Raw genomic sequence first — 26,562 nt, forward strand, 5'->3', positions numbered from 1 at the left:
CGGCCCGGGCCTTGCCGGGCTGCGCCGGGACTTCAGTTGGCCGGCATGCGCACGCCTCCGTTGAGCACCGTGAGCGCGAGGCCCGGATGGAAATCCTGGCGCGCCACGTTGCGCTGATTCGGCTCGTCTTCCTGCATCTGGTTGCCGGTGTAGTGGCCCTGAGCAGTGTCCGCGGCGGTGCCGTAAGGCGTCGAGAGACCGGACGCGCCCATGGGCGCCTGCACGCCCGCCAGCGTCCCTGCGGGCACGGGCGCGACCGGCGCGACGATGTCGGCGGTCAGGCCCGATGGTTGCACGAGCACATAGTTGCCCGCGTCGGGGCCGTCGATCGTCATCGCGGTGCGCACGGCCTTGTTGAAGCCGACGGCGGGATCGTTGAAGTAGCCCACGCTGTCGTTGCCGAGCGTCACGCCGTCGCTGCCCAGCACGCCCACGAGGCGCTCGCCCGAGAGCGCATCCTCCACCGTGCCGTTGTAGGGCCGGTTGGTCGTCTTCGTATCGGCGACAGTGAGCGTGGCGGGTGTGATGCTCACCCAGTCGACGCCGCCCAGCAGCGTGTAGTTGCTGGCGAGCGCCGCTGCGTTGCCGCTCAGCGTGTAGCCCGCAAGGCCACCCGCCGCAAACCCGTTCTGGTTGCCGACGTTCTTCGTCGCGAGGGTGCCCGTGCCGGAGAGCGTGAGCGTTTCGCCGTTCACGCCCTGGAGCACGCCGTTCGCGCCAAAGAGGCTCGCCGCCGCGCCCGGCGTCGCGTCGTAGACTCGGCTGCCCGTGAGGTTCAGCACGAAGGGCGTGATGGCGGCCGACGTGCTCGCCGTCGTGTTGAAGGTGTAGTTGCCCGCGTCCGCGCCGCTGAGTGCGATGCCGCTCACCGCGATGGGAATGCCGTTGCCCACGTTGGCCGTGGCGAAGCTGGCCGACTGCGCGCCAAAGCTCACGCTGTCGCCGCTCAGGATGCCGCTGCTGCCCAGACTCACCGACGCCGCGCGCGTGCCGTCGTAGACCTTGTTCGCCCCGGTCGCGCTCACGGTGATGGCCAGCGGTGTGATGCTCACCCAGTCGACGCCGCCCGCGAGCGTGTAGTTGCTTGCGAGCGCCGATCCATTGCCCGTCAGAGTCAAGCCGCCCAGGCCGCCCGCCGCGAAGGGCTGCTGCGAGCCGGCATTGCGCGTCGAGAGCGTGCCGGCGCCCGAGAGCGTGAGCGTCTGCCCGGCCACGCCCGTGAGCTGGCCGCTATCGCCAAAGAGACTCGCGCTCGCCTGGTTCGTGCCGTCGTAGACGCGACTGCCGGTGAGGTTCAGCACGAAGGGCAGGATATTCGCCGAGGTCACCGCCGTGGTGTTGAAGGTGTAATTGCCCAGAGCGCTGCCCGTGCCCGTGATGCCCGCCACATCGACCTCGATGCCGTTGCCCGCGTTCGGCGAAACGAAATTCGCGCTGCCGGCGGTGAACGTGGCCGTGTCGCCCGCCACCAGGCCGCTCACGCTGAGGCCGTTGAGGAGCGCCGTGGTCGAGGCGTCGTAAGTCTTGTTCTGCGCGCTGGCTGTGATCGTCAGCGCACGCGGGGTGATATCGGCGCTCGTCACCACTACGCGGCTGCCGAAGGTGTAGTTGCCGATGTCGGTGCCATTGCCGTAAAGGCCGACCGTGACCGGAATACCGGTGCCCACGTTGGCCGTGGCGAAATTCGCCGAACTGTAGCCGACCGTGGCGTTGTCGCCTGCCACGAGCCCCGTCACCGTGAAGCTCGCAAGTTGCGCCGTGGTCGTGCCGTCGTAGATCTTGTCGTCGCCGACGGCCGTGATCGAGATCGGCTTCGGCGTGATGCTGACCCAGTCGCCCACGCCGCTGCCCAGCGTGTAATTGCTTGCGAGCGCACCGTTATTGCCGGCGAGCGTGAAGCCCGCGATGCCGTTCGCCGTGAACGGCTGCTGACTGTTCACGTTCTTGCTCGCGAGCGTGCCGCTGCCCGTGAGCGTGAGGGTTTCCCCATTCACGCCGGTGAGCACGCCATTGTTGCCGAACAGCCCGGCGGCCGCGCCGGTGGTGCCGTCGTAGACACGCGTGCCTTGCAGGCTCAGCACGTACGGCCAGATATCCGCCACGGTCGTGGCGGTGGTGTTGAAGCTGTAGTTGCCCGCGTCCGCGCCGCTCGCGGCAATGCCGTTCACGCTCACGGTGATGCCGTTGGCCGCGTTCGGGCTCGCGAAGTTCGCACTGCCGAAGCCGAAGGTCACCGAATCGCCCGCGAGCACGCCCGTGGGCGTGATGCTCGCCGTGGCGGCCGTCGTACCGTTGTAGTACCGGCTCTGGGCCGTCGCGCACACGCTCACGGCGAGCGGAGCGATCGTGACCCAGTCGGAGCCGCCCGCGAAGGTGTAGTTGCCCGGCAGCGCGCCGTTGATGCCCGTGAGCGTGAAGCCCGCCAGGCCGTTCGCTGCGAACGGCACCTGGTTGCCCGCGTTTTTGGTGGACAGCGTGCCGCTGCCGGAGAGCGTCAGCGTTTCGCCGTTGGCGCCCGTCAGCACCCCGTTGTTGCCAAAGAGGCTCGCGTTCGCGCCGGTCGTGCCGTCATAGGTGCGCGAGCCGGTGAGGTTCAGCACGAAGGGCAGGATGTTCGCCGTGGTCGTGGCGACCGTGTTGTAGGTGTAGTTGCCCGCATCCGTGCCGCTCGCCGCAATGCCACTCACGGTGACGCCGATGCCGTTGCCCGCGTTGGGCGTGGCGAAGTTCGCGTTGCCGCTTGTGAAGCCGAAGCTCACGCTATCGCCCGCCAGCACGCCTGTCGTGCCGACACTGGCGGTCGCGGCCGTGGTGCCGTCATAGGTCTTGTTCTGCGCCGTGGCGTTGACCGTGATCGCCAGCGGCGTGATGTTGCCGGTGAGGCCCGTGGGTTGCGTCAGCACATAGTTGCCGGCGTCTGTGCCGCCGATCGTCATGGTGGCGGGCGTCACGGCCTTGCCATTGCCGACGTTCTTGTCCGCGAAGGTGCCGGTGGTGTCGTTGCCGAGCGTCACGCTGTCGCCCGCGAATACGCCGGAGAGCGCCGCACCGCTCAAGGTCGCCGCGGTCGTGGCGTCGTAGACCTTGGTGTTCACCGTCGTGCCGGTGACGGTGAGCGACGCCGGGGTGATCTTGACCCAGTCGTCGCCCGCCAGGGTGTAGTTGGTGCTCAGCGCGCCGCTATTGCCCGTGAGCGTGAAGCCTGAGAGGCCGTTGGTGGCGAATGCCTGCGCGTCGCTCACGTTCTTGCTCGCGAGCGTCCCGGTCCCGGAGAGCGTGAGCGTTTCGCCATTGGCCCCCGCGAGCACGCCGTTGTTGCCGAACAGGCTCGCGTTGGCGTTGGTCGTCGAATCATAGACGCGCGCGCCCTGCAGATTCAGCACGAACGGCGTGATGTCGGCGCTCGTCGTCGCGCTCGTGTTCTGCAGCACATAGTTGCCCGCATCGGCGCCGCTGATGCCGATGCCGTTGACCGTGATGACAATGGCCGTGCCCACATCCTTCTGGGCGAACGTGGCCGAGCTGTCGCTGAAGGTGACGTTGTCGCCCGCCACGACGTTCGGACTGCCTAGCGCCACCGTCGCCGTGGTGTTGCCGTCATAGACCTTGTTGCTGCCCGTCGCGTTCACCACGATGATCGGCAGCGCCGTGATGCTGGCCGTGAGGCCCGCCGGCTGCACGAGCACGTAGTTGCTCGCGTCGGTGCCCGAGATCGTCATGCTGGTCGTCACGGGCTTGGCGGCGCCCACGTTCTTGTCGTTGAACTGGCCCACGGTGTCGTTGCCCAGCGTCACGCTATCGCCGCTCAGCACGCCTTGCAGCGTGGCGTTCGTCAGCTGCGCGTTGGTATTGCCGTCGTACTGCTTGTCGTGCGCGACCGTGTTCGCCACGGTGAGCGTGGCGGGCGTGATCGTCACCCAGTCCGCGCCGCCCGTCAGCGTGTAGTTGCTCGCGCTACCCGTGCCGTCGCCGAGCGCCAGCGAACCAAGCGTCGAAAACGGCACCTGATTGCCCACGTTCTTGCTCGTGAGCGTGCCGGTGCCGGAAAGCGTCAGCGTCTCGCCGTTCACGCCGTTGATCGAGCCGCTCGTCGCGAACAGGCTGGAGTTGGCATTGGTGGTGGTGTCGTAGACACGCGTGCCCTGCAGGCTCAGCACACGCGGCAGGATATTCGCCGTGGTGCTCGCGTTCGTATTGAGGAGCGTGTAATTGCCCGCGTCGGCGCCGCTCAGGCCAATGCCCGTCACCGTGACGGGCAGGCCGTTGCCCACGTTGGCCTGCGAAAAGTTCGCGGTATAGCCCGTGTAGCTCACGCTGTCGCCCGACACGACGCCCGGGCTCGCGAGGTTGACCTGGGCGGCCGTCGTGCCGTCGTATTGCTTGTCGATGCCGGTGGCGCTCACGCGGATCAACGCCGCCGTGATATCGGCCGTGATGCCGGTGGGTTGCACCAGCACGTAGTTGCCCGCGTCGGTGCCCGAGATCGTCATGCTCGTGCTCACCGGCTTGGCCGTGCCGACGTTCTTGTTGTTGAAGGTGCCCGTGGTGTCGTTGCCGAGTGTCACCGCGTCGCTGCCCAGCACGCCTGCGAGCAGCGCGTTTTGCAGCGTCGCCGCCGTCGTGCCGTCGTAGGTCTTGTTCAGCGCCACCGTGTTGAGCACCGTGAGCGTGGCGGGCGTGATCGTCACCCAGTCGGTGCCGCCCGCGAGCGAATAATTGCTCGCGAGCCCGGTGCCATTGCCGAGCGCGAGCGTGCCGAGATTCGAGAACGGCACCTGCTTGCCCACGTTCTTGCTGGTCAGCACGCCAGAGCCCGAAAGCGTGAGTGTTTCGCCGTTCACGCCGGCCACTTCGCCCGCGCTCGAGAACAGGGTCGCGTCGGCCCCCGTGGTGGCGTCATACACCCGCGTGCCCGTGAGGTTGATGATCTTCGCCGTGATCTGGCCGAGCGTGCCGGTGGCCTGGGTCGGCAGGTTGTAGTTCGACAGGTTGGTGCCCAACGCCGCTGTGTAGTCCGAAGGTTCGAGCGTCGCGCCAATGCCGATGTTGGTGCCCACGTTCGGCGAGAAATAGCCGCTCGACGCCGTCTGCGTGACCGTGGCGCTCTGGTTGCCGATAAAGCCCGTGATGGCGAAGTCCGACGCGCCGAGCGTCACCGAAGTCGTACCGTCGTAGGCCTTGACCGGATTGCCCGTGATCGTGACGGTGAGCGGCGCGGGCGTAATGTTGGCGAACAGGTTCGAGGGTTGCGAGACCGTGTAGTTGCCGGCCTGCGCGCCGCCCAGCGTGAAGCCGCTGGCGGTGACCTGGAGGTTGGTGCCGGCATTGGCGGTGGCGAACTGCCCACTCGCGCTACCCGAGGCGAGCGTGACCGTGTCGCTGCCGAGCACGCCCGAGAGCGTCGCCCCGGAGCTGTCGATGGTGGCGGCGGTCGTGCTGTCATACACCTTGTTGTTGGCCACCGCACCGCTGATCGTGAGCAGCGCCGGCGTGATGTTGGCCGTGAGCCCGGTGAGCGGCTGCAACGCGTAGTTGGCCGCCGCGCTGCCCGAGATGCTGAAGCCGCTGGCCGTCACGGTGATGTTGTTGCCCACGTTGGACTGCGCGAACGTACCGGTCGTGGACGTGTTGAGCGTGACCTTGCCCGCATCGACCGCCACCACGCCCGAGAGCTGCGCGCTGCTCACGTCGAGCGTGTCGGCGGTCGTCGTGTCGTAGACCTTGTTGGTGGCGTAGGCGTTGAGGATATAGAGCGGCGCTTGCGTGATGATCCCCGGCCCCGAGGCCGTGGTGGGCAACAGGTAATTGCTGAGCAGCGTGCCGTTGTTGGCCGTGTAATTGCCCGGCACGAGCGCGCCGCTGACGATCCAGTTGCCCGCGTTGGCCGACGCGTAATTGAACTGCGCGCTCGGCGTGATGGTGGCGCCCTCGCCGCTCACGAAGCCGATGGCCTGGAGGTTGCTGCCGTTCACGCGTGCAATCGTGTCGCCGTTGTAGACCTTGCTGGGCAGGCCGATGATCGCGACCGTGAGTTGCGCGGGCAGGATGGTGCCGGTGCCGTACGCCGCGACCGGGAACGAGTAGTTGTCCAGATCGGTGCCCGGCCCGGCCGTGATGTCGGTCTGCGCGAGCGAGGCGCTCACGCCCTGCGAACCCGCGTTCTTCGTCGCGTACTGGCCGGTGATGGTATGCGAGACCGTCGCGCTGTCCGTGCCCACGAAGCCGCTGAAGGTGAAGTCGCCCGCGGGAATCGTAGCGACCGTGTTGCCGTCATAGGTCTTCGACGGATTGTCCGTGATCGAGGCCGCCAGCCCGCCGTCGATAGGCCGCTTCACGATCGTGCCCATGCCCGTTGCGGTGGTCGGCAACTGGTAGTTCGACAGCAGCGTGTTCGGGCCCGCCTGGAAGTTGCCGCTCGTGAGCGTCGTGCTCACGCCCTGGTAGCCGACGTTGGCCGTGGCATAGGACCCCGTCGTCGGGTACGGGCTCAGCGCGATCGATTCGCCGGGGATCGCGCCCAGCACCTCATAGTTGCCTGAGCCGAGCGAGGCCGTGTCGGTGCCGTCGTACACCTTGGTCGGGTTGTTGATGATGTTCACCAACACCGGCGCGGGCGTGATGACACCCGCCAGCGTCGATACCGAACTCGGGAAAGTGTAGTTCGACATCGACGTGCCGCTCGCCGCCACGAAATCCGATGGCGTGAGCGCCGCGGTGACGGTGATGTTGTTGCCCGCGTTCGGCGTCGCGTAGGTAGCGGACACCTGGCCAATGGTCGCGCTCTGGCCGCCCACGAAACCGGTGATCGTGTAGTTCGACTGGTTCAGCGTAGCGTTGGCGCTGCCGTCGTAGACCTTGGTCGGCGAGCCGAGGAAGGTGATCGTGAGCGGCGCGGGCGTGATGTTCGCGGTGAGGCCTGCGATCGCCGTGACGGAATAGTTGCCCGCCGCCGAGCCGCCCAGCGTCATGCCGCTGACCGAGACCGCCAGGTTATTGCCCACGTTGGACTGGCTGAAGGCGCCCGTGGCCCCGCTCGTGGAGAGCGTCACGTTGCCGGCGTCCGACCCCACGAGGCCCGTGATGGTCGCGCCGCCCAGATTGAGCGAAGCCGTGGTGGTGGCGTCGTAGACCTTGTCGTTCGCGCTCACGCCGGTGATCGTGATCGACTTCGGCGTGATATTCGCGGTGAGATAGGTGGGCACCGAAATCGTGTAGTTATTCGCCCGCGCGCCCGTCAAGGAGAAACCCGAGGGCACGACCGAAATCTGGTTGCCCACATTGGCCGTCACGAAGGTGCCCACCCCGCCGCTCGTATCGAGCGCGACCTGGCCGCTATCCGCGCTGATCACGCCGAATAGCGATGCCCCGCCGGAATTGAGCGTGGCCGCGCGCGTGCCGTCGTAGACCTTGTTGTTGGCGATGAGCCCGCTGATCAGCAGCGGCGCGGGCGTGATCGTGCCCGTGCCGGTGGCCGAGGTCGGCAAGGTGTAGTTCGCGAGATTCGTGCCGCTGTTCGCGACGAAATTGGTCGAGGTGAAGGCCGCGTTGACCGCGATGCCCGTGCCCGCATCGGCGCTTGCGTAGGATACCGAACTGGCCTGATTGACGCTGGCGCCCTGTCCCGCCACGAAACCCGTAAAGCTGTAGTTGCTGGCCGTGAGCGGCGCGGACGTGGTGCCGTCGTACACCTTGGTCGGATCGTTGACGATGCTCGCGGTGAGCGGCGCGGGCGTGATGGTGCCGATATCGGCCGAGGCCTGCCCCTTCGCCTGATAGCCATACGCCGGAATGCCGCCCGAGGTGGTAACGACCACGCCCGCGAACGTCGTCGGCGAGTTCACGGTGATGCCGGTGCCCGCGTTCGAAGTCGCGTACGTGCCCGTTGCGCTCGCCACGACATCGCCGTTGACGAGCCCGGTGGTCTGCAGGTTCGCGTTGGTCAGGTTCGCCGTGGTGGTGCCGTCGTAGACCTTGGTCACGCTGCCGGTCAGGCCCGTGAGCGTGATCGTGGGCGCGAGGCTATAGAGGAAACCGTTGCCCGAGGCCGCGGGCGTAGTGCCGAACGGCGCGTTGTACTGGATATACGAGGCGACCAGTCCGCCTGGGGTATCGAGCCTGGGGTCGGTCGAGTAGATGCGCCAGGCCGCCGAGGTGCCGGTGCTCACGGCCGCGCTGCCCGCGTTGTTGACGAAGTTCGCCTGGGTGCCGAGCACCACGCCCGCCGCGCCCGTGATGGCCGCACCGGCGGCGATCGTCAGGTTGCCGGTGCCGGCCTGCATGGTCACGGCGCCCGCGCCCGTCACCGATGCGTTCACGTTGATGGCGTTAAGCGCCTGCAATGTGAGGCTCGCGGAGGCGTTGGTCCAGTTGATCGCCGAATTGACGTTGATATCGCCCGCACCGGGTGTCTGTTGGCCCGCGCCCGAGGCACCGGAGGCCGTCGTCTGCTCGACGACGTTGGTGCCGCCGTTCAGGGTGGTCGAGATCTGGCTGGCCGCTGTCGCGTCGATGGTGAGATCGGTCGGGTCGACGAGCCAGGTGCCTGCGCGCCCGAACGGCGCCGCAGCCGTGATGTGCGTGTCCGCGGCGATGTTGAAATGCGCCGCCGAGGTCTCGATCGAGCCGCCGTTGCCGCCGTTCGGCGCGCTGGCGTCCAGCGTGCCGCCCACGTTGACCGTGCCCGCTTCCATGCCGCCCAGCAGGACGATCTTGCCGTCGTGATCCGCCACGCTCTGCGCGCGGATCTTGCCCGTGTTGTTGACCGCGCTGGCGAGCAGCGCGTCCTTCGCGCCCGCCGTCATGATGACCTGGCCGCCGTCGGCCACCAGCAATTGCCGGTTCTCGGCCAGGTTATCGAGGGTGCTCGCGTCGACCTGGATCTGCACCAGTTGCGAGCCGTCGAACGTCAAGGTGGCCGCGCTGCCGCCCGCCAGCGCAATCGTGCCGAGCCGCGCGCTGATCACGCCTTGATTGGAAACATGGTTGCCGAGCAGCGCAACGTAGCCGCCGTCGGCGGCGATTATCGTGCCCTGATTGATGACCGCGCCATTGCCGTTGCCCGAGAAACGTCGTGTGTTGTTGTCCAGCGTGCTCGAATCGACATCGAGGGTGGACGCAACGATGCCACCGACGTTCACGCGCGCCGAAGGACCGAACAGCACGCCATTGGGATTGATGAGCCAGACCTGGCCATTGGCGTTCAGGTGTCCCAATATTTGGCTCGCCGTGCTGCTAAAGATGCGGTTGACCGCGAGCGCACTGCTGCCCGGCTGAACGAAGTTCACCGTCTGTCCCGCGCCAACGTCGAAACTGCGCCAGCTCAATTGCAAGGTGGGACTGCCCTGCTGGATGGTTGTGGTCGTGCCCGACTGACTGATCGAGCCGACGCCCGACACGATCTGGCCGCCGCTGGGCGCGCCCGCGGCAAACGCCGCGCCGCCCCAGAGCAGCGAGATCGATGCGAAGCATGAGAAGAGCAACGCTGCGACACGGCGCAGGCTGCCACGCGCACGCCCATCGCGACGGCTCTTTCCTTTTGACGGGCAACGGCGTGCCAGTTCAGATGCGACAACCCATTGCCTGAGGGTCGGATTCCAGCACAAGCGGTAAATGTGGTTCATGGCAACGCCCATCATCCGTTTGGAGAACGAACAACATCGGTCTGGCGTCGAGGGCAGAAATGCCTGGACGCGCAGCCTCTCGTGCCACGAAAAGCGCACACCCGGCCAGCGGGCGTGCTCGGAACGCTGACGCCGGGCGGGTCTTCCCGTAAGTTTTAGTAATTTGTCGGTCGACGACCATAGGGACAAAGGGCAAACGGATTGCCCTTTCGGGCAATGTTTGCGACACGGTCACCCAATCGGCCGGTTTTGCGTGAAGTCGGCGCAAAGACTTCCAGGAAACGGGGTGCTGGCGATAATGCCAGCGCGGTCGTGTTGTACGGGGTCCTGATCGGGTATCGAATGTTCCCGGAATAAGGACGTTAAATCGCACATGCCGTGAAACCGCCATCCTTACTATAGGTCACATAAAGTAACGCAAGGGAAGGCATGCGGCAATCGAATTGCAACCTGATTCGCCGCATGATTTTCCCGCAATGAAACAATCGCGCGCAGCATTTCATCCATCATTCAATGCGCGAAGCGCATCTGAGCCCATTGCACTTTGGGGCAATCGCGTTGCCCTTTATCCCGATAGCGAAAGCGCAGGCACGCTGTAATACTGACTTTCGCCGTTTCCCGCGCCGTCTCTCCACACGCAGCCCATCCCCTCGACCGATCATGGCCCTTTCTGTACGTGATGCAAACGACGGAACCCGTGTGGTAATCGAAACAGCGCCGCCAGCGGATATGGTGCCGATTCCCGGCGGCACCTTCCTCATGGGCTCGAATCATCACTACCCGGAGGAAGCGCCTGCGCACAAGGTTCGCGTGCGCGGATTCTGGATGGATCGCCATACGGTGACCAACGCCGAGTTCGAACGCTTCGTCCGCGCCACGGGACACATCACGAGCGCGGAGCGCCCCGCCAATCCCGACGATTACCCCGGCGCGCAGCCCGAGATGCTGGAACCTGCCTCGGTGGTGTTTGCGAAGCCAGCGCAACGCGTCGATCTGCGCAATCACTTCAACTGGTGGGTCTATACGCGCGGCGCCAACTGGCGGCATCCGCGCGGCCCGAACAGTTCGCTCGATGGTCTGGCCGATCATCCCGTCGTGCATGTCAGTTACGAAGATGCGGCGGCTTACGCCGCGTGGGCAGGCAAGGATTTGCCGACCGAAGCCGAATGGGAATTCGCGGCGCGTGGCGGTCTGGACGCAGCCGAATTCGTCTGGGGCGACACCTTCACGCCGGGCGGCCGGCACATGGCAAATACCTGGCAGGGCGAATTTCCCTGGCAGAACCTGGGCGAGGATGGTCATGAATGGACCGCGCCGGTCGGCTCGTTCGCGCCCAACGGTTATGGTCTCTTCGACATGGCCGGCAACGTGTGGGAATGGACCAGCGACTGGTATCAGGACCACGGCAAGATCGTGAAGACCTGCTGCACGCTGGACAATCCGCGCGGCGGCGCGCGCGAGGCCAGCGCCGACCCGCGCACGCCGCAGCTCGCCATCGCGCGCAAGGTCACCAAAGGCGGCTCGTTCCTGTGCGCGCCCAATTACTGCCGGCGTTATCGCCCCGCCGCCCGCATGGCGCAGCCCGTGGACACCTCCACTTGCCACGTTGGCTTCCGTTGCGTGATTCGCCATGACGCCCTCAATCCAACCCCACAGCAGTGATGGCCTCCCGCACACCGCACGACGACGGCTACGCGAGAGATCCGCTACCGGACACGGTGGCTCAATTCAAAGGAGTGTTCCATGACGGGCAAGAAGAAACCCAACTTCCTGATCCTGTGGGGCGATGACATCGGCCAGTCCAACCTCAGCATCTTCACCAAGGGGCTCATGGGCTACCGCACGCCCAATATCGACAGCATCGGCGAAGAGGGCGTGCTGTTTACCGATTACTACGGCGAGCAGAGCTGCACGGCGGGTCGCGCCTCGTTCATCACGGGTCAGTGCGGGCTGCGCACCGGCCTGACGAAGGTCGGTCTGCCAGGCGCGCCGCTCGGCATGCGCGCCGAAGATCCCAACATTCCCGAACTGCTCAAGGATCTGGGCTACAGCACGGGGCAATTCGGAAAAAACCATTTTGGCGATCGCGACGAGCATCTGCCAACGATGCACGGCTTCGACGAATTCTTCGGCAATCTCTATCACCTGAACGCCGAAGAAGAACCGGAACTGCCCGACTACCCCGATGCTCACGAGTTTCCCGATTTCCGCAAGAAGTACGGTCCGCGCGGCGTGCTGCACTGCTGGTCGGATGGCAAAGGTGGCCAGAAGATCGACAACACCGGCCCGCTCACGCGCGAGCGCATGAAAACCATCGACACGGAATTTCTCGCGGCGGCCAAAGCCTTCATCGAGAAAGCCCACAAAGAAGACAAGCCGTTCTTCCTCTGGTTCAACACCTCGCACATGCACTTCCGCACGCATATCGAGGACCGCATTCGCGGCCAGGCCGGGCGCTGGCAATCGGAATATCACGACTGCATGGTCGAGCACGACAAGCACATCGGCGAAATGCTCGCGCTGCTCGACGAACTGGGCATCGCGGACAACACGATGGTCATGTACAGCACCGATAACGGCCCGCACATGAACTCGTGGCCCGACGCCGGCATGACGCCGTTTCGCAACGAGAAGAACTCCAACTGGGAGGGCGCGTACCGCGTGCCCTGTCTCGTGCGCTGGCCAGGCGTGGTGCGCCCCGGCAGCGTGTGCAACGAGATCGTCAGCCACCTCGACTGGCTGCCCACCATCGTCGAGGCTGCGGGCGACCCCGACGTCAAGGAAAAGCTCAAGGCCGGCTTCAAGGCGAACGGCAAGGACTTCAAGGTCCATCTGGACGGCTTCAGTCTGCTGCCCTACTTCACCGGCAAGCTACCCAAACCGGAGCGCAAAGGCTTCTTCTATTTCACCGACGACGGCGACCTCGCGTGTCTGCGCTTCGACAACTGGAAGGTGGTCTTCATGGAACAGCGCGCAGCCGGCACGCTGAGAATCTGGGCCGAACCGCTCATCACGCTGCGCGTGCCGAAGATCTTCAATCTACGCACCGACCCGTACGAACGCGCGGACATCACGTCCAATACCTACTACGACTGGCTGCTCGATCACGTCTTCATCCTTGTGCCGGCCCAGGCCGGGGTGGCCGAATTCCTCACGTCGTTCAAGGAATTCCCGCCGCGCCAGAAGGCGGCCAGCTTCGGCGTGGATCAGGTGATCGACAAGATGATGGACGCCGCCGGAGGCGGGCACCGATAGCGGCGCGCCGTTCTGCTGCTGGCCTGTTGCGGGCGTTGCGCCGCCATCGCGCGACGCCCGGCATCGCCCTCTTTGGCCCACCTCATGCACCCTCGCGAAACTCCCGAACCTCACGATCCCTCGGGCCTCTACGCGCCGGTCCTGCCCGACGAGGGCACCTTGCAGACACGCATGCGCACGTCGCTTGCGGTCGAACGCACCTTTCTCGCGGTCGAGCGCACGCTGATGGCGTGGCTGCGCACCGCGCTGTCGATGATCAGCTTTGGCTTCACGCTGGCGAAATTCTTCGAGTATGTGGCCGGTCAACGCGGCACGCCGATCGTGGGCCGCTTCGGCGCGACATGGTCGCCCAAGGTCGTGGGCACGGCGATGGTGGTGATCGGCACGGTGGCGCTGATCGCCGCCATCGTTCAGCATCGGCGTCGTGTCAACGCGCTGCGGCGCGAAGGCCTTGTGACACAATGGAACCTTGTCTGGTGGGTCGCGATCGCCATTGCGGCGCTCGGCGCGTTTTCGCTCGGCTCGCTGCTGCTGGGTTGAGCGGCTGGATTGAGCAGCGCAAACCGCCCGTTCGATAAATTCCCTTTCCTTGCATTGAGCTTGCCCAGTGAATCAACACGTCATGTTGCTGGCTTTCGCAACGTGCGCGGCATTCGCCGCCACCAATGTCGATTCGGCCGCGCTGCTGGTCGCCTTCGCCACCACGGCGAAGCCCACCAAGGTCTTCGTCGCCTTTACCGCCGTGGGCGCGTGTGTGGTCGCGGCCAGTCTCGCCCTCAGTTTTCTCGCGAGTTCCGTGGACATTTCCGCGCGGCTCTTCGGTTTCGTGCCCTTGTTCGTGGGGCTTTCGCAACTCGTGAAGTACCTGAGGCACGGCGCCGGCGAATCGCTCGCGCCCGTGACGACCTCACTCGCGGCAATGATCGCCAGCTTTCTTTCATGCAGCGCCGATAACCTTTCGGTCTTCGTCGCGATGCTCGTCAGGAACGGGCCGCAAAACGCCCCCTGGACGGGCGGCCTGCTCGGCATGCTCTACGTCCTCGCGGGCCTCGCCGGCGCGACGGCGGCCAACGGCGCCATGCGCACGACCTTTCGATTGCCCGTGCTCGCCCCTTCGGTCACGGCTGGCGTCGGGCTCGTGATGCTGCTGCGTTGATCGCCCGTCGATAGAAAAAAGAAAATGGGCGCCGTACGGGCCACCCATTAAAGCCAGCGAACCGCGAAGCCCGCTGGTACGGGTAAAACGTCTGTCCGGCTGCGCACGCGTGCTGCTCGCATTCGCGCAGGTGTCCGAATCAAAATCCGATTGACTGGTGTCGATCGACAGCATCGTGCCGGATGTCCAGAGAGTCCATACACGTGTGCAGATACACAGCCTGCTGGCCCGCGCTGGCTGCTTGACACAACGATGTCTGGAGATCACACATCGCGAGCGTCATGTCGTACGTGACGTCGATGGATATGCGACAGTAGAGAGAATCCGCCGTGCGGCCAGCGTCCTGCATGCTGGCGCGCAACGGCGAGATAAGGTCAAACCTCTGGTCAAACTCGCACTAACCCCGTAGCTTATTTTTTTGCCCCGATTTATTTTTTTATACCCCGATTTACCTTCGCTTCTTTTTGCATCCGGTCTGTGCCGGTGCTGGCCGTCAGGTCTGCGATATCTGTTAAGTCCGTGATGTCGTCGATCTGCGTATCTAGTCCAAGGCAAACTCCGGGCCAGCTCTGCGAGAAGCCCGTCAATATTGGCTTCAGGACATTTCGGTCAGATTTTCCCGGCGCCCCCTCGCGATACAAATTGTTACCAGTTTGATACATGGGGGTGCCTGCGTCAGGCAGGTCCTCGGTGGCTGAAACCCTTTGTCGACAAGGCTTTGAGCATTCTTTCCAGGGCTTTCCCTGGGGCCTTGCGATGACGCGCTGCACACACTTTTTTTGCCTCCCCCCCGGAACGCGATCGCATTTGATGCAAGATTGAAACATCACCCGCGTTTTGGCGCTTCAAAGGTCTGCTAAATCGCCTGCCGCGCCCGTCTTGCGCGCCTCAAACCGAGGGGCAGGAATACGCGGGCTTGAAACGCGCGTCGATTTCTACACACAATTAAACGCAGGGACGTGCATGACTTGATGCGCGATCCATAGTGAGAAGCCACAGATTCAAATCGCACGACCGGAGGTCAATGCATTCCGGATCGGCTGAGCATTCGGGGGCAGGGAAATGGATATTCCAGTACGTTCGGCGCGCAGCGCTGAAGTTCGCGTTCATGGCTGGCTGACGAACGACCGGTTCGTCGCGTACAGTTTCCTGATGTGCGTGCTCTATGTGTGTTTCCTCTGGACCTGGGGGCGTGTCACGCACGGCTTCACCACCACGAGCTCGGCCCTGCCCGCTGGCGACTTCGCGGTGTTCTGGAGCGCATCGCACGTGATGCTGCACGGCACGGCCGCGCAGGTCTATGACTTCACAACGTTCTCGGCCGCAGAAAAGGCCTTGTTCAGCAGCTTTTCGAAAAGCACCTTCCTGCCCTGGCTATATCCGCCGACCTTCCTCGTGCTGGTGACGCCGTTGGCGCTTTTCCCCTTTCTTCTCTCCTTCGCACTGTTCATCGGCACGAGCCTGTTGGCATACGTGAAAGCCACGCTCGCGACCTCGGGGCTGGCCCGCTGGAGCGGCAACGCCCGCGTCGCCGTCGTTTTGCTGACGTGCTCGCCCTGTGTGTTCGGCGCGGCCCTGTTTGGCCAGAACTCGCTGCTCACCGCGGCACTGGCGGGCTTTGCCGTGCGCTGGATCGACCGTCATCCGCTGCGCGCCGGCCTCTGCATCGGACTGCTATGCATCAAGCCGCAAATGGCCCTCGTCTTTCCGTTCGTGCTGCTTGCCACGGGCGCATGGCGCGTCCTGGCCACCGCCGCCGCCACCGCCATCACGCTGACCGGGCTGAGCGTTGCCATCTGCGGCATGCATACCGTCAAGCTGTTCTTTCTCGCGACGGATCTCGCACGCAGCGTGATCCTCGAGCATGGCCCGATGTTCTGGTTCGCCTCGCCGACGCCCTTCGCCGCGCTACGTCTGAGCGAGGTGCCGCTGCCGCTCGCCTACCTGCTCCAGGGCACCATTGCCGCCTTGACGATCGCTGCGGCGTGCCATGTTTGGCGCCATACGCGCGATGCCGGCGCACGCGCCGCCATCCTCGCGCTCGCCACGCTGATCTCCAATCCCTATGTCTGGTTCTACGAGCTGACCTGGCTTGGCCTCGCGCTCGCATGGCTCATTGCTACGGGACTGCGCACCGGCTGGCTGCGCGGCGAGCAGACCATCGTCGTGCTGGCGTGGCTGTTGCCGCTCTACGAACTGGTCAATCGCTACGCGAAGCTGCCGCAGATCGGTCCTGTCGTTTTGCTGCTGGCGCTACTGCTCGTCCTGCGCCGCACGCGCGAGGCAAAGACGTCGCGCGCAACGCTCAGCACGCCGCTGCATGAACCTGCGCTGGCGCCCGCGCTGTTCGTCGCCGATCCAGACGCCTGGCGCAACCTGTAGCAGCATCAATCCTGACCTCGCGTACCCGCCATATCGGCCGTGCCAACCGCACCGACACCCGGCTCGCCAGACTCGTCGAGGCGAACACGCGTGGCGCCCGTTGCACGGGTACGCGCCATCTGCCGCTGGTCGCCTGAAGCGTTAATGCGATGTAGATGCGTACAATCGTTTATCCATCGCCGAGGATTTGTCAAAAGAATAAGTGCCATTTCCTGTACGTGACGACGCGAATGAAGAGGCGAACGCTCGGCGCGCTGCACGAAAACTTCATGCGGTTTTGATCTGATTGCAAGCGTGGCAGCCATCAATTAAGGTTCTTGTGTGTGTGCCACCGCGCTTTCAGATTGAACCGGGTCAGCAGGATGGGATCGCACGGGGGTTTATAAAGCGTAAGCACATAATTGAACGCTTACAGCATTTTTTTCATACCATTGTTCATACCCTGGCGCTCGCCACAAGATGACCCGGCGCGAGTCCCACGGTTTGAGTCGATATGGCGAAAATGCTATCGGGGGGAAGACATGACTACGCTTTCGGCTTCACTCGGGACGGGGCGCTCAGTGCTTTACGTCTCCGCCAATCCGGACCCGCGTATTGTCGAATTACTCACGGCGGCCGCATGGCAAGTGGCGGTGGCAACGGACGCCGACGGCGTGCAGGACGCGTTCGGCCAGGCTTCGCCGAGAGTCGGCCTGATCGAATTGCCCGCCAACGCCACGCCTGACCAGTTGAGCGCACTGCAAACGTGTGCCCGGCGCGTCAAGATCACCTGGATTGCGCTCGCCCGCCGCGGTCATTCCGAAGAAGCCGGCGCGCGCCAGTTCATCGTCGATCATTGCGTCGACTTCATCACGTGGCCCTACCCCGAGCAAAGCCTGCTGTTCGCCATCGGCCACGCGTATGGCCTTGCGACGCTGCGCGATGCGTCGAAGGCGTCGAATGCATCGAGCGCATCGAGCGCACCGCCCGTCGTGGCGGAAGAACCCAAACGCGCGTCCAGCAAGCGCTCGCACGGCCAGTTCGACATGATCGGCGAATGCGAGGCGATGCAGGAGCTTTACCGCGGCATCCAGAAATGCGCGCGCAATTCCGCCCCGGTCTTTATTCACGGCGAGTCCGGCACCGGCAAGGAACTTGCCGCGCTCGCCATCCATAATCGCTCGTCGCGTGCGCGCCATCCCTATGTGGCGATCAACTGCGCGGCGATTCCCGCGACGCTGCTGCAAGCCGAATTGTTCGGCCACGAACGCGGGGCGTTCACGGGCGCCATGCAGCAGAAGATCGGCCGCATCGAATCGGCGGCACACGGCACGCTCTTTCTCGACGAAATCGGCGACATGCCGTATGCATGCCAGGCCGTATTGCTGCGGTTTCTCCAGGAAGGCACGTTCGAGCGTCTGGGCAGCAACACCCCCATCAAGGTGGACGTGCGCATCGTCTCCGCCACACACGTGGATCTCGAAGCCGCTGTGGCGCAAGGACGCTTCCGGGCCGACCTCTATCACCGGCTCTGCGTGCTGAAGATCACCAAGCCTGCGCTGCGCGAGCGCGGCGCCGACATCGAACTGCTCGCCCACCATGCGCTGTCGCTCTACAAGAAGGACGCGCGCCACAAGATCCGCGGCTTTTCCGCCGATGCGCTGGTGGCGCTGCGCCAGTACGACTGGCCCGGCAATGTGCGCGAGCTTTTCAACTGCATCCGGCGCACCGTGGTCATGATCGAAACCCCGGTCATCACCGCCGCCGACCTCGGCTTGCGCGTCATACCCGAGTCGCTCGGCGACGCCTTGAGCGCGGCGCGCAAGGAAACCCCGGCGCCGCCCGCGAGCGGCACGGCGGACCCTCCGCCGATTGCGGGGGACCCGCCCGCGAGGGGAAAGAAGCCCGCTCGATCCGGCTCACCGACACATGCCTGAGGCCACTCGCTTCAATTCGCTTTAGCACAGTCGTTGCGGCAGCAACGAAGCACCCATCAGCGGGCCGGCCCTCGTGAGAGGCCCGCCATCGCTTCGTCCATCTTCTCCGTGAGAAATTCGGCGAAGACCGCAACCGCCGGCGGAATGGGCGGACGGCTCGTGTACACGAGTTGCAGGCCCAGTTCCGTATTCGCACGCCCCCAGGCGGGCAGCACCTGGACAAGTTGCCCCTGCTCGATGAGCGGCTGCGCCATCAATTGCGGCAGCAGCGCGATGCCCAGTCCGGCCACGCAGGCCTGGGCCAGCACGCGCATGTCGTTGACGGCGAAGCGGCTGTTGATGGCCACTTCCTGATCACCGCGATCACCGCGATTCCCGCGCGGTCCCTGCAAGCGCCACGCGTTGCGCCCCTGGCGGCTGGCAATCGTCAGACAGTCGTGCCCGGCCAGTTCGCGCAGCGTGTCGGGCGCCGGACGCCGCGCGAGATAGCCCGGACTGGCCGCGAGAATCATGGCGTTTGGCCCCAGGCGCCGCACCTTGAACCCGCTGCTCGTGTCGATGCCCATGCGCAAGGCCAGGTCGATGCGCTCGGCGATCAGATCGGTCGGGGTGTCGTCGAGCAGAAACTCGACGCTGATGTGGGGATAGCGCGCATAGAACTCGACCAGCCAGTCCATTTGCAGGATTTCGAACAGTCCGGCCATCGCGGTCACGCGCACCGTGCCGGACGGCGCCTGCGCATCTTCATGGCTGCGCTGGAGTTCGAAAATCTGGTCCAGCGCCGGCGCGTAGCGCTCGAACAGCACCTGGCCTTCCGTGCTGAGCGCGAGTTTGCGGGTCGAGCGATGCAGCAGACGCGTGCCAAGCTGCCCTTCGAGTTGATCGATGCGCCGGCTCAACGTGTTCGCGGGCATCCGCATGCGCCGCGCCGCCTCGGAAAAGCTGCCGGCCCGGACCACCTGCACGAACATCGCCAGATCGTTCAGATCGAGCATCCCATTTCTCCAAAAATGGATGAATTCAATCGAATCCTACCATCTAGTGCTGGATTCGCCGGATCGCCATACTGGGGGCATCGCACATCGGGCACACCACGCGGCGGATGTTAGACCGCGCCGGATCCCCCCGCCCGATGCCCTCGAGCAAGCCTACCGTTTGGAGACTATTCTCATGAAATTGCTACACGTCGATTCCAGCATTCTCGGACCCGGCTCGGTCAGTCGCGACCTTTCCGCCGACATCGTTGCGACCTTTCAGGGCCGCCGCACGGACGTCGAGATCGTTCGTCTCGATCTGGCCGCCACGCCGATCGGCCATCTCACTGCCGCCCACCTCGCGGCCGCGCAAGGCGCACCGGTGGACGACGCATTGAAGGCCGACCTTGCGGCAGGCCAGGCCGCGCTCGACGCGTTTCTGGCCGCCGACGTGGTGGTCATCGGCGCGCCGATGTACAACCTGGGCGTGCCTTCGCAGCTCAAAGCGTGGATCGACCGCCTCTCGGTGGCCGGCAAGACGTTCCAGTACAGCGAGCACGGCCCGGTCGGACTGTGCGGCGGCAAGAAGCTGATCGTCGCCTCGTCGCGCGGCGGCATCTATCGCGAAGGCTCGCCCGCCGCGTCGTTCGATCATCAGGAAACCTATCTAAAGGCGGCTTTCGGTTTTCTGGGGATCACGGATATCACCTTCATTCGCGCGGAAGGCGTAGCGATGGGGCCGGAATCCCGCACTACGGCCATCGCGCTGGCCAAGCAGGAAACCACGGCGCTGGCCGCCTGATCGAGCGTTCATCACGGACAAAGGAGCCCTCAGCATGACCCGCCCCCTTCACGGCAACCCACGCTGGCTGGCGCTGATCGTCCTGTGCCTCGGCATGCTCATGATCGTGCTCGACACGACGATCGTGAACGTGGCCTTGCCATCGATCGCCGCCGACCTTGGCTTTAGCGAAACCTCGCTGGTGTGGGTCGTCAACGCCTACCTGCTCACCTATGGCGGCTGCCTGCTGCTGGGCGGCCGTCTGGGCGATCTGTACGGCCACCGCAAGCTGTTCCTCGGCGGCATTGCGTTATTCACGCTCGCCTCGCTCGGTTGCGGTCTCGCACATTCGCAAGGCCTGCTGATCGGCGCGCGCGCCGTGCAAGGGGTGGGCGGCGCGGTCGTCTCGGCGGTCTCGCTCTCGCTCATCATGAACCTCTTCACGGAGCCCGGCGAGCGGGCCCGGGCGATGGGCGTGTACGGTTTCGTCGGCGCGGGCGGCGGCAGCATTGGCGTGCTGCTCGGCGGGCTGCTGACCCACTTGCTGAGCTGGCACTGGATCTTTCTCGTCAACCTGCCCGTGGGTATCGTGGTGTTCGCGTTGTGCGTCGCGCTCCTGCCCGCGGCGCGCGGTCACGCGCACGGCGAACGGCTCGACGTGGCCGGCGCGGTAACGGTCACGGCGTCGCTGATGCTCGCCGTCTACGCCGTGGTGAACGGCAACGAAGCCGGCTGGACTTCCGTGCAGACGCTCGGCCTGCTGTTCGCCGCGCTGGCGCTGCTGGTGCTGTTTCTCGGCATCGAAACGCGCGTGCAACATCCGTTGATGCCGCTCGGCCTGTTCCGTCTGCGCAACGTGGCGACGGCCAATCTGGCCGGCGTCCTCTGGGCGGCCGCGATGTTCGCGTGGTTCTTCGTTTGCGCGTTGTATCTGCAACGCGTACTCGGTTTCGATTCCTTGCAGGTGGGTCTCGCGTTTCTGCCCGCCAGCCTGATCATGGGCTTCCTTTCGCTAGGCCTGTCTGCGCGCATCGTCATGCGCCTGGGCCTGCGCTTGCCGCTCACCGCCGGGCTCGTCGCCGCCGCCTGTGCGCTCGCGTGGTTCGCACGCGCGCCGGTGAACGGCACATTCGTGTTCGACGTGCTGCCCGGCATGATCCTGTTCGGCATGGGCGCGGGCCTCGCCTTCAATCCGCTGATGCTGGTCGCCATGAGCGACGTCGACGCGCGCGATGCGGGTCTTGCATCCGGCATCGTCAACACCTCGCTCATGATGGGCGGCGCGCTCGGCCTCGCGTTGCTCGCGAGTCTCGCGGCCGCGCGCACCGAGGCGATGCGGGCGTCCGAAAGCGCCATCGCGGCACTCAACAGCGGCTATCATGTGGCGTTTTTAATCGGCGCGGTCTGCGCGGCGGCGGCAGCGGGACTGAGCGCTGCGTTGTTGAAGCGCGACCGGCCTGCGCGCGGCGCACAAGCCGATACCGACCGTCAAGGCGTCGCGCCACCCGGCAAGGCTGCGGCGACGGAACAGTCCTGAGCACACCCGCAGCGCCGATCCGTTGAACAGGAATGCCCATGCCAGATGTCACGCCCTCCAGCCGCCGTATCGGCCCGCTGCTCGCCCTGAAACCTTTCCTGCGCCCCTATGCCGGGCGCTGGGCGCTGGCGTTTCTGGCGCTGGTGACCTCGGTGAGCGCCACCCTGGCGCTGCCGGTCGCGTTCAGGTTCCTGATCGACCACGGCTTCGCCGGGGGCGACCGCGCGCATATCGACCGCTACTTTCTGGCGCTGTTCTTCGTGTCCGTGGTGATGGGCGGCGCCACGGCGCTGCGCTTCTACCTCGTCTCATGGCTGGGCGAGCGCGTCACGGCCGACTTGCGGCGCGCGGTCTACGACCACGTCCTGCGCATGAGCCCGCAATTCTTCGAGACCACACAGACCGGCGAGGTGCTGTCGCGGCTCACCGCCGACACCACCTTGATCCAGGCGATGGTGGGCACGAGCCTATCGCTCGGATTGCGCAACCTGTTCCTGATGATCGGCGGCGTGGCGATGCTGGTGGTGACGAGCCCGGTGCTATCCGGCTACATCATCGTGACGCTGGTTGGCGTGGTTGCGCCGATGGTGATGTTCGGGCGGCGCGTGCGGCGGCTTTCGCGCGCGAGCCAGGACAAGCTCGCCAATACGAGCGCGTTGGCGGGCGAGATTCTTAACGCCATGCCGACCGTCCAGTCGTACACGCAGGAGCCGTTCGAGACGCGGCGCTATGCCAGCGCGGTCGAATCGGCCTTCGACACGGCGCTCACGCGCATTCGCGCCCGTGCGTGGATGACTGCGCTCGTGATCGTGCTGGTGTTCGCGGCGATCGTTTTCGTCCTGTGGATCGGCGCGCAGGCGGTGCTGGCCGGGCGCATGAGCGCCGGTCAACTGTCCCAGTTCATCCTCTATGCCGTGTTCACGGCGGGCGCCGTGGGCGCGCTCGCGGAAGTCTGGGGCGATCTGCAACGCGCCGCGGGCGCAACCGAGCGTCTGCTGCAATTGCTGGCCGCGCGCTCGCCGGTGGTGGAAGCGCCGTCTCCGGTCACGCTGGGCGAGCGGGCCGCAGGAGGCGAAGGCATCCGCTTCGACAACGTCGGTTTCTCGTATCCCTCGCGCCCAGGCATTGCTGCGCTCAGCGCCCTCTCGCTCGATATCCGCGCGGGCGAGCACGTGGCCCTGGTGGGCCCTTCCGGCGCGGGTAAGACCACGCTGTTCCAGTTGCTGCTGCGTTTCTACGACTCGCAGTCGGGACGCATTCTGATCAACGGCGTTCCGACGCGCGATGTCCCGCTCGTCGAACTGCGCCAGCAGATCGGCGTGGTGTTGCAGGAGTCGGTCATCTTCTCAGGCAGCGTGCTCGACAATATCCGCTATGGCGCCCCCGATGCGACGCTCGCCGAGGTCCAGCAAGCGGCTGAAATGGCAGCCGCGGCGGGCTTTATCGACGAACTCCCGCAAGGCTACGACACGTTTCTGGGCGAGCGCGGCGTGCGGCTCTCCGGCGGACAGCGCCAGCGCATTGCGATCGCGCGCGCGATCCTGAAGAATCCGCCCATCCTGTTGCTCGACGAGGCCACCAGCGCGCTCGACGCGGCGAGTGAACGCCTTGTCCAACGCGCGCTGGACAATGCCGCGCAAAACCGCACCACGCTCGTGATCGCGCATCGCCTCGCGACAGTGCGGCAGGCCGACCGCATCGTCGTGCTGGAACACGGGCGCATCGTCGCGCAGGGCCGGCACGAAGAACTCCTGCAAACCTCTCCCCTCTATGCCCAGCTCGCCACCATGCAGTTTGGCGAGCCGCAGCGGCAAACGGCGTAATCCGCCCCCCTCTCACTACGTTCAACTAACACGACCCGCCGCCGGCCAACGGCGCGGGTCGCTTCGTGACGCCCGCTAGCCGGAAGCGTTGCGTCGTCATGACGTTTTTCTTCTTCGGAAGATCGCCTGTTCCTCAGCGTTTCCCCTACCTCGACACTGCCATGCTCATTATATATCTTCCACAGAAGATGTTTTGAGACGAGAACGATCGAACAGGCGTACGTTGAAAATGGAATCTCCGAAAGATCACCGCGCGGCCCATACGACCGCACCATTGCCCTCTCAATCACCTGACGAAAACCGCTTCGTGTGGCGCGACGACTATGCAATCGGCCATCGCGGCATGGACGACACGCACCACGAGTTCGTGGAGTGCGTGCAGGCTTTGCTCACCGTCGAGGATGCGCATCTGGCGGCGGCGCTGGAGACCTTTGCCGGGCACGCTCAGCGTCATTTCAGCGAGGAAGACGATGCCATGCGCGCGAGCGCTTATGGATCGGCAGGCTGCCACATCGACGAGCATGCGGCCGTGCTCAAGTCGGTGGACGACGTACGCGAGGCATTGGCCAATGGACGAACCGAGGTCGTGCGCACCTTCGCCCGCGCGCTGGCGGACTGGTTTCCCGAACACGTGCGCGTCATGGACCAGGGCCTCGCCCGCTGGTTGATCCAGCGCGAGCTGGGCGGCGCGCCCGTGGTCATCCGGCGAACCTTGCCCATCGCCGCTTGATGCCGAACCTACTTTTACCTGGATGTCCTCATGGAAATGCCTACCTCGTCAGTCAGCTCTTCATTGCAGGTTCGCGTTGCGGCCAGAACCTGGCTCGCCGACGATATTCTCGGCGTCGAACTCACACCGGTCGCGCATACGGCTTTGCCCGCCTTCGAAGCGGGCGCCCACATCGACGTACAACTGCCTGGCGACCTCGTGCGCCAATACTCGCTCTATCAATTGCCGGGCGACACGCCGCGCTACCGCATTGCCGTTCTACGCGACCCCAGGTCTCGCGGCGGGTCCTTTGCCCTCCATGAACACGTGCAAGAGGGCGATATCCTGACGATCAGCGCGCCACGCAATCACTTTGCGCTGCATAGCGGTCCCGAGAAGTCGATCCTGTTTGCGGGCGGCATCGGCATTACGCCTATCCTGTGCATGGCCGAACAACTTGCGCGCGATAAGCGGCCTTACACGCTCCACTACTGCGGCCGCGCTTTATCGCGCATGGCGCTGATCGACCGTATTCAAGGCATCGCATCGCCCGACGCTTCGCACGCGCACGTGCACGTGGATGACGGCCCGACAGAACAACAACTCGACGCCCGCGCCGCCATCGGCGCACCGTCCGCCGGGCATCATCTTTATGTGTGCGGGCCGACGGGATTCATGGACCATATCCTCAACACCGCGCGCGAACTCGGCTGGCAGGAGACGCACCTGCACCGCGAATACTTCGCGGGCGCGCCCATCGAAACGTCCGGAGACGAACGCTTCGACATCGAGATCAAGAGCACCGGCGAGGTGATCGAGGTTGCCGCTGGCCAGAGCGCGGCGCATGCCCTGCTGGATGCCGGATTCGATCTGCCGCTGTCCTGCGAGCAAGGTGTCTGCGGCACCTGTATGACGAAAGTGCACGCCGGCGTGCCCGACCATCGCGACCTGTATCTGACTGACGAGGAACGGAATCGCAACGATTGCTTCCTGCCGTGCTGCTCGCGCGCCAGGACTTCGCGACTCGTACTCGACCTTTGAACCCGCCCGACATGTAGCATCCAATACTCCATTCAGGGGAGACGTTTATGCTGAACAAGCAGGACAACGAATTGATGTGCCGTACGGGAGCCGGCACGCCGTTGGGCGACGCCATGCGTCGTTTCTGGCTGCCCGTGATCCAGTCCGCCGACATGCCGTCAGCCAATGGCGACCCGAAAACGGTCGAGCTACTGGGCGAGCGGTTTGTGGTGTGGCGCGACGAACAAGGTCGCCCCGGCCTCTTCGCCGAAGGCTGCCTGCATCGGACTGCTTCCATGCAGCTCGCCCGCGCGGAAGGAGACGGTCTACGTTGCATCTATCACGGCTGGAAGTTCGCGGTGGACGGCACCGTGCTCGAAACGCCGAACGTGGAAGACCCGCGCTTCAAGGAGCGAATCAAGGGGCGCACGTATCCGGTCAAGGAAGCGGGCGGCATTGTATGGGCCTATCTGGGTCCGCAAAACGAAGCACCGCCGCTCCCCCAATGGGCGTTCATGGATCTGCCCGATGCCCACCGTATCAACGCGCTGGCCGTCGTCAACGCCAATTTCGTGCAGGTGATCGAGGGGCTCGTCGACTCTTCGCATCTGACCGTGCTGCATAGCTCCGCGCTGGCCAGAACGAACGACTCCGGTCTCGACTATGCGAAGAAAACCTCGCATATGCAGTTCGACTCCGCGCCACGGATCGAAGCCGACGAAACGGACTTCGGCTTTCACTATGTCGCCATTCGCCAGACCGGCGGCAAGCGCATCGCCCGCGTCACGTCCTTTATCGCCCCGTGCTTTGTCGCCAACGCGAACGGCGACATCTGGCTCGCGATCGTCCCGGTCAACGACGAGCGCTGCAATCTCTATCACGTGTGGTGGGACGCTGAAAAACGCGTTGGCGAAGAGCCCTTGCGCAGCGAACAACTACTGTTCGTGGGTCTCGATGAACCGACACTACGCAAGTACGGCATGACGCCCGACACCTGCGACTCGCCCGCCGCCATGTCGCTCGCCAACGGCTTCGGCCAGGACCGCGTGCAACAACGCGCCGGCCATTTCACGGGCTTTGACAGCATCACGCAAGAGGACGCCGCCTGCAGCGTGTCGAGCGGCACGATACGCGATCGCTCGCTGGAAATGTTGTGCCCGGCCGATATCGCCATCAGCCGCCTGCATCGAAGCCTGCTGTCTTGCGCGCGCGCGGTGCGCGATCAGCGCGAACTGCCCGCGCTGCGCGCCGACGCCGGACGCGCCATCGGCATCTCTGCGGAAATCGGCCCGGATGACGACTGGCGTGGTCTCGTGCCCCATCACCGGATCGTTTCTGCGGCCGGTTCGCGCACGGAACGCAGCCAATAACCCTCGACACCCTTAAGGA

General features: G+C 64.9%; 15 protein-coding genes. 12 read left to right on the top strand and 3 right to left on the bottom strand.

Annotated features, from left to right (window positions below):
* Positions 1-32 precede the first annotated feature (32 nt).
* A complete protein-coding gene (locus U5782_RS14030) occupies positions 33-9,620 on the bottom strand; it encodes a YDG domain-containing protein (RefSeq protein WP_322044431.1) in 9,588 nt (3,195 codons plus the stop codon).
* 699 nt (positions 9,621-10,319) lie between these two features.
* Here U5782_RS14030 and U5782_RS14035 point away from each other — a divergent pair.
* From U5782_RS14035 to U5782_RS14050, 4 genes are all read left to right on the top strand, one after another.
* The gene (locus U5782_RS14035; RefSeq protein ID WP_322044432.1) at positions 10,320-11,282 is read left to right on the top strand and encodes a formylglycine-generating enzyme family protein; all 963 of its coding nucleotides are present in this window, start codon (positions 10,320-10,322) and stop codon (positions 11,280-11,282) included.
* 81 nt (positions 11,283-11,363) lie between these two features.
* A complete protein-coding gene (locus tag U5782_RS14040; RefSeq protein WP_322044433.1) occupies positions 11,364-12,875 on the top strand; it encodes an arylsulfatase in 1,512 nt (503 codons plus the stop codon).
* An 84-nt stretch (positions 12,876-12,959) separates the two neighbouring features.
* Positions 12,960-13,415: a DUF202 domain-containing protein gene (locus U5782_RS14045; RefSeq protein ID WP_322044434.1), complete on the top strand. Its 456-nt coding sequence runs from the start codon at positions 12,960-12,962 to the stop codon at positions 13,413-13,415.
* A gap of 67 nt (positions 13,416-13,482) precedes the next feature.
* Positions 13,483-14,031 (top strand): hypothetical protein, encoded by a 549-nt coding sequence (locus U5782_RS14050; RefSeq protein WP_322044435.1) that lies wholly within the window; start codon positions 13,483-13,485, stop codon positions 14,029-14,031.
* A gap of 428 nt (positions 14,032-14,459) precedes the next feature.
* Here U5782_RS14050 and U5782_RS14055 read toward each other — a convergent pair whose 3' ends face one another.
* Positions 14,460-14,693 (bottom strand): hypothetical protein, encoded by a 234-nt coding sequence (locus U5782_RS14055; RefSeq protein ID WP_322044436.1) that lies wholly within the window; start codon positions 14,691-14,693, stop codon positions 14,460-14,462.
* Positions 14,694-15,093: 400 nt separating this feature from the next.
* Here U5782_RS14055 and U5782_RS14060 point away from each other — a divergent pair, with 400 nt between their 5' ends.
* Positions 15,094-16,413 (top strand): glycosyltransferase family 87 protein, encoded by a 1,320-nt coding sequence (locus U5782_RS14060; protein ID WP_322044437.1) that lies wholly within the window; start codon positions 15,094-15,096, stop codon positions 16,411-16,413.
* A 521-nt stretch (positions 16,414-16,934) separates the two neighbouring features.
* A complete protein-coding gene (locus U5782_RS14065) occupies positions 16,935-18,329 on the top strand; it encodes a sigma-54 dependent transcriptional regulator (RefSeq protein WP_322044438.1) in 1,395 nt (464 codons plus the stop codon).
* Positions 18,330-18,385: 56 nt separating this feature from the next.
* Here the strand turns inward: U5782_RS14065 and U5782_RS14070 are convergent, their stop codons facing one another.
* Entirely contained in the window at positions 18,386-19,324 is a 939-nt protein-coding gene (locus U5782_RS14070) for a LysR family transcriptional regulator (RefSeq protein ID WP_322044439.1), read from the bottom strand.
* A 175-nt stretch (positions 19,325-19,499) separates the two neighbouring features.
* Between U5782_RS14070 and U5782_RS14075 the strand changes: the two genes are divergently transcribed.
* The 6 genes from U5782_RS14075 to U5782_RS14100 all read left to right on the top strand — a co-directional run bounded on the left by U5782_RS14075 (position 19,500) and on the right by U5782_RS14100 (position 26,543).
* Positions 19,500-20,105, top strand: a complete 606-nt coding sequence (locus U5782_RS14075) for an FMN-dependent NADH-azoreductase (RefSeq protein ID WP_322044440.1) — start codon at positions 19,500-19,502, stop codon at positions 20,103-20,105.
* Between the two features lie 34 nt (positions 20,106-20,139).
* Positions 20,140-21,621: a DHA2 family efflux MFS transporter permease subunit gene (locus U5782_RS14080; protein WP_322044441.1), complete on the top strand. Its 1,482-nt coding sequence runs from the start codon at positions 20,140-20,142 to the stop codon at positions 21,619-21,621.
* A gap of 38 nt (positions 21,622-21,659) precedes the next feature.
* Positions 21,660-23,444, top strand: coding sequence for an ABC transporter transmembrane domain-containing protein (locus U5782_RS14085; RefSeq protein ID WP_322044442.1), 1,785 nt, complete (start codon positions 21,660-21,662; stop codon positions 23,442-23,444).
* A 229-nt stretch (positions 23,445-23,673) separates the two neighbouring features.
* Positions 23,674-24,174: a hemerythrin family protein gene (locus U5782_RS14090; RefSeq protein ID WP_322044443.1), complete on the top strand. Its 501-nt coding sequence runs from the start codon at positions 23,674-23,676 to the stop codon at positions 24,172-24,174.
* Positions 24,175-24,204: 30 nt separating this feature from the next.
* A complete protein-coding gene (locus tag U5782_RS14095) occupies positions 24,205-25,194 on the top strand; it encodes a PDR/VanB family oxidoreductase (protein ID WP_322044444.1) in 990 nt (329 codons plus the stop codon).
* A 47-nt stretch (positions 25,195-25,241) separates the two neighbouring features.
* Positions 25,242-26,543, top strand: coding sequence for a Rieske 2Fe-2S domain-containing protein (locus U5782_RS14100; protein WP_322044445.1), 1,302 nt, complete (start codon positions 25,242-25,244; stop codon positions 26,541-26,543).
* Positions 26,544-26,562 lie beyond the last annotated feature (19 nt).

Origin of the sequence: Paraburkholderia sp. J67, from assembly GCF_905220265.1 — a bacterium.
In the GTDB taxonomy this organism is placed as follows: Bacteria; Pseudomonadota; Gammaproteobacteria; order Burkholderiales; family Burkholderiaceae; genus Paraburkholderia.

Coding starts and splice junctions, on each gene's coding strand:
- U5782_RS14030 (WP_322044431.1), bottom strand. CDS start 9,620: ATGAACCACATTTACCGCTTGTGCTGGAATCCGACCCTCAGGCAATGG.
- U5782_RS14040 (WP_322044433.1), top strand. CDS start 11,364: ATGACGGGCAAGAAGAAACCCAACTTCCTGATCCTGTGGGGCGATGAC.
- U5782_RS14045 (WP_322044434.1), top strand. CDS start 12,960: ATGCACCCTCGCGAAACTCCCGAACCTCACGATCCCTCGGGCCTCTAC.
- U5782_RS14055 (WP_322044436.1), bottom strand. CDS start 14,693: ATGTATCAAACTGGTAACAATTTGTATCGCGAGGGGGCGCCGGGAAAA.
- U5782_RS14060 (WP_322044437.1), top strand. CDS start 15,094: ATGGATATTCCAGTACGTTCGGCGCGCAGCGCTGAAGTTCGCGTTCAT.
- U5782_RS14065 (WP_322044438.1), top strand. CDS start 16,935: ATGACTACGCTTTCGGCTTCACTCGGGACGGGGCGCTCAGTGCTTTAC.
- U5782_RS14070 (WP_322044439.1), bottom strand. CDS start 19,324: ATGCTCGATCTGAACGATCTGGCGATGTTCGTGCAGGTGGTCCGGGCC.
- U5782_RS14075 (WP_322044440.1), top strand. CDS start 19,500: ATGAAATTGCTACACGTCGATTCCAGCATTCTCGGACCCGGCTCGGTC.
- U5782_RS14080 (WP_322044441.1), top strand. CDS start 20,140: ATGACCCGCCCCCTTCACGGCAACCCACGCTGGCTGGCGCTGATCGTC.
- U5782_RS14085 (WP_322044442.1), top strand. CDS start 21,660: ATGCCAGATGTCACGCCCTCCAGCCGCCGTATCGGCCCGCTGCTCGCC.
- U5782_RS14090 (WP_322044443.1), top strand. CDS start 23,674: ATGGAATCTCCGAAAGATCACCGCGCGGCCCATACGACCGCACCATTG.
- U5782_RS14095 (WP_322044444.1), top strand. CDS start 24,205: ATGGAAATGCCTACCTCGTCAGTCAGCTCTTCATTGCAGGTTCGCGTT.
- U5782_RS14100 (WP_322044445.1), top strand. CDS start 25,242: ATGCTGAACAAGCAGGACAACGAATTGATGTGCCGTACGGGAGCCGGC.